General features: G+C 69.5%; 3 protein-coding genes and 1 pseudogene. 3 read left to right on the top strand and 1 reads right to left on the bottom strand.

What is annotated here, in order from left to right; translation table 11 throughout:
* The first annotated feature begins 3 nt into the window (after positions 1–3).
* Both G4D87_RS35460 and G4D87_RS35455 read left to right on the top strand, forming a co-directional pair.
* Entirely contained in the window at positions 4–993 is a 990-nt protein-coding gene (locus G4D87_RS35460) for an ATP-grasp domain-containing protein (RefSeq protein ID WP_163787147.1), read from the top strand.
* A gap of 166 nt (positions 994–1,159) precedes the next feature.
* Entirely contained in the window at positions 1,160–1,831 is a 672-nt protein-coding gene (locus G4D87_RS35455) for a DsbA family oxidoreductase (protein ID WP_163787146.1), read from the top strand.
* A gap of 65 nt (positions 1,832–1,896) precedes the next feature.
* Here the strand turns inward: G4D87_RS35455 and G4D87_RS35450 are convergent, their stop codons facing one another.
* Positions 1,897–2,886: a hypothetical protein gene (locus tag G4D87_RS35450; RefSeq protein ID WP_163787144.1), complete on the bottom strand. Its 990-nt coding sequence runs from the start codon at positions 2,884–2,886 to the stop codon at positions 1,897–1,899.
* A 233-nt stretch (positions 2,887–3,119) separates the two neighbouring features.
* Between G4D87_RS35450 and G4D87_RS35445 the strand changes: the two are divergent.
* Positions 3,120–3,565, top strand: a pseudogene (locus G4D87_RS35445) (hypothetical protein); the annotation flags it as partial.

Raw genomic sequence — 3,565 nt, 5'->3', positions numbered from 1 at the left:
CCCATGCCCCCGCGCAAAGTGAAGCCGAAGAAGGCCCCGGTCCTGCCCGGGCCCAAGGCACCCGACCGTCCCGAGCGGACCCCGCGGCGAGGGCCCCCGAAGAAGACGGTCGTCGTCCTGTCCCGCAAGCGCGCGCTGTACTCCACGCGGCGGCTGGTGGCCGCCATCCGCGCGCGGGGCCACCGCCCGCTGGTGCTGGACACGCTGCGTTGCTGCCTGCTGCTCGCGCAAGACGCACCGCGCATGACGTACCGCGGCGTGGAGGTGCGTGGCGTGGACGTGGTGGTGCCGCGCATCGGCGCGTCCATCACCGCCTATGGCCTGGCGGTGGTGAACCACTTCGAGCTGATGGGCGTGCCCGTCCTCAACCCGCCCACGTCCATCGCGCGCAGCCGCGACAAGCTGCGCGCGCTGCAGTTCCTGTCGCGCTCCGGGCTGGACATCCCCCGCACCGTCATGGCGCACGACCGCAGCAACGTGCGCCGGCTGGTGGAGGAGGTCAACGGGCTGCCCGTCATCATCAAGCTCATCAGGGGCACCCAGGGCGTGGGCGTGATGATCGCGCACACGCTGTCGGAGGTGCAGACCATCCTCGACACCTTCTGGGACCTGGGACAGGAAATCGTGCTCCAGGAGTTCGTCGCGGAGAGCGAGGGGCGGGACGTACGGGCCCTCGTCGTGGGCGACCGCGTGGTGGGCGCCATGCGGCGCAAGGCCAAGTCCGGTGAGTTCCGCTCCAACATCCACCGCGGCGGCGAGGGGAAGGCAATCGAGCTGACCGAGCCCTACATGGAAGCCGCCGTGCGGGCCGCGCGCGTCGTCGGGTTGGAGGTCGCGGGCGTGGACATGCTGGAGGGTCGCGCCGGGCCCCGGCTGATGGAAATCAACTCCAGCCCGGGCTTCGAGGGCCTGGAGCGCGCCACGCAGCGGGACATCGCGGGAGCCATCATCGACCACGCGCTGAAGTACGCCGAGGCGAAGCGCGCCGGGTGAGCGCGAACCCGGGGTCCGCCGAGGTCGCTCGCCTGCTTTCAAGCAGCCGCACAGCCGGGGCAAGGCACCTTGCATGCTCCTCAGGAACTCAGGAATGCCTTCGTGGCCCGTGTGTCCTGGGGAGTTGGCAGCGACGCGGGTGGCCCTCTAATCTGGCGGCCCTCAAATGAAAACGCTGCACAAGCCGCTGCAGATCACCGTCTACCAGGACGTGCTTTGTTCCTGGTGCTACCTCGCCGACCTGCGCCTGGAGGTCTTGCGCCAGGAGCTGGGCGAAGCCGTCCGCTGGAGCGTCAGGCCGTATCCGCTGCGCGTCCATGACGTGCTGCCCACGATGCGCGAACAACGCGCGTTGGTGGAGGAGGTCCAGCGCGCACAGCGCGAACCAGACGCCGCCGCGCACCTGTTGTCCACGGACCTGTGGCTCGGGGGAGATCCACCGCGCACCAGCGTGCCGGCGTTGGCGGCGCTGGAAGCGGCGCGGCTGCAGGGCCCGCAGGCGCGCGCGTTCCTCGCGCGCGCCATGCAGCGCGCGGCGCTGGAGCAGGGCGTCAACGTGTCCCGCTCGGACGTGGTGTTCGAGCTGGCCTCGCGCGTGGGCCTGGCGATGGACGAGTTCTCCGCGGCCTTCCGCTCGGAGGAGACGCGCCGCCTCATCCTCGACGAGCACCAGGATGCCACCCACCGCGGCGTGCGCGGTGTGCCCACGCTCGTCATCGGCGGCCGGTGGATGCTGTGCGGCCTGCGGGAGCTGACCGAGTACCGCGAGCACATCCTCGCGTGCCTGGGCAAGGTGTCCGTGCCCCGCTCGGGTTCGCCCGAGCGCGTGGTGCACTGAGGCCCCTCACCCTCCCGGAGGCCCTGCGCGCGACAGGCGCGCAAGGCCCCGCGTGGCGGAAGGGCTCAGGCCTCTTCGGCGCCGTTGCTGAGCGCCAGGGCGAGCCCGGCCATCAGCAACTGCAAGAAGCCCAGGGCGGGAATCACGGGCACGCAGCAGAGGAGCACGCTCAGCATGGCGAGCAAGCCTCCCAGCAATATCGTTCCAATCATGGGCAGGCGCTGCCCCCGCGCGTAGACGAAGCAGCGGCGCAGCGTCTCCACGACGCCGGGCGATTCGGTCCGGGCCAGCTCCGGCTGCATGAGGATGAGCGGCGAGAGGAGCCACCCGCCCGGGAAGATGTAGAGCGCGATGGCCACCAGCCCCATCACCGCGAGGCCCGGCACCATGGGCGTCAAGGCCGCGTCCAGCTCCGAGGGCGGCAGGTCCTTCAACGCCATCAACTCCGACCAGGACAGGGTGCCGGTCGCCAGCCCCGCGCCCAGCGCCCCCACGACGATGAGCACCAGGAGCGGGAGCATCAACAGGAAGGACAGGAAGAGGGTCCCCAGGTACTGGGGAATCTTGCCGAACTGGCTGAACATCCGCGCCAGGTCCGCGCGCCGGCCGCTGAGCACGTCCATGCACATCCGAAGGAGGCCCAGCGTCATCGCGCCCTGGATGGCGTAGGAGCCGATCATCCCGATGATGAAGCCCAGGATGGTGACGATGATGCTCTCCGTCAGGCCGCTGACGACGGAGAAGATTTGCGAGACGACCTGCCCCGCGAAGGACCCCGCCAGGAAGATGAGCACGCCGACACAGAGCATCACCCACTCGCGCTTGAACACATCCCAGGACAACGCCATCAGCCCGGAGATGCTCCAGTTCTCACGGGTCAGCGGAAAGGCCTGTCCCACGCCCTCGCGCTGACGGCAGGCCGGACACCAGGCTTGCGAGTCGCCTTCGCTGCACGTGCGGCACATGAAGTTGCCGCAGCGGGAGCAGGTGCCCACTGCTTCGAATGCCGGGTGGAGCGGACAGCTCGCGCCCGAAGTGAACTCAGTCTCCGCCATGGTGCGTCTCCCCACGCGCCGCGGCTCACCCTACGGGGACAAGCAGCGCGCACATTTCCCCCTACACCACCCGGGCGGTGTCCACCAGAGGACGAAGGGCGCTATCCTGGGGCTGGCGGAGGCCTGAAGGGGGACTGCACCCGGGCGTGAATTTTCTCCATGCCCGTCCGTCTTCCTCGCGTGGCCGCAAGGTGGACGGCCCGTCCGTCCACTCCGCCCAGGAGAGTCACCACATGCGCCGCCTGCTCGCCCTCGCCGTTCCGCTCGCACTGATGATGGGCACTGGATGTGTTGCCCACGTCCACGGTCCGGCGCGTCACGCCCCGGTTCAGGTCATCGAGTACAGCTATTCGAGCGACCACCCCATCCCCGATGACTTCGGCGGCGGCTGGTGCCCGTACTCGCACGTGCACGTCCACGACTACGAGCCGACCACGACGTACTACGCCTACTCGGACAACGCGTACTACTACAGTGGCCCCTCGGTGGTCTGGTACTGGAACGACCACCCGCACGCGCACGGCGGCCTCTGCAACATGCACGGGCGCCACTCCCACGACTACTACCCGAATGGGGGCAACATCTACCGCTACGAGCGCAACCGCGGCTACGTGTGGAGCCGCACGCACAGCGCCTCCGCGGGCTACGGCTACGTGCGCCCCGCGACGCGCCCCAACGC

The sequence above is a fragment of the Myxococcus vastator genome, assembly GCF_010894475.1.
GTDB classification, from domain to species: domain Bacteria; phylum Myxococcota; class Myxococcia; order Myxococcales; family Myxococcaceae; genus Myxococcus; species Myxococcus vastator.
This window is presented reverse-complemented; position numbering and strand designations above follow the sequence as displayed.

Coding starts and splice junctions, on each gene's coding strand:
- G4D87_RS35455 (WP_163787146.1), top strand. CDS start 1,160: ATGAAAACGCTGCACAAGCCGCTGCAGATCACCGTCTACCAGGACGTG.
- G4D87_RS35460 (WP_163787147.1), top strand. CDS start 4: ATGCCCCCGCGCAAAGTGAAGCCGAAGAAGGCCCCGGTCCTGCCCGGG.
- G4D87_RS35450 (WP_163787144.1), bottom strand. CDS start 2,886: ATGGCGGAGACTGAGTTCACTTCGGGCGCGAGCTGTCCGCTCCACCCG.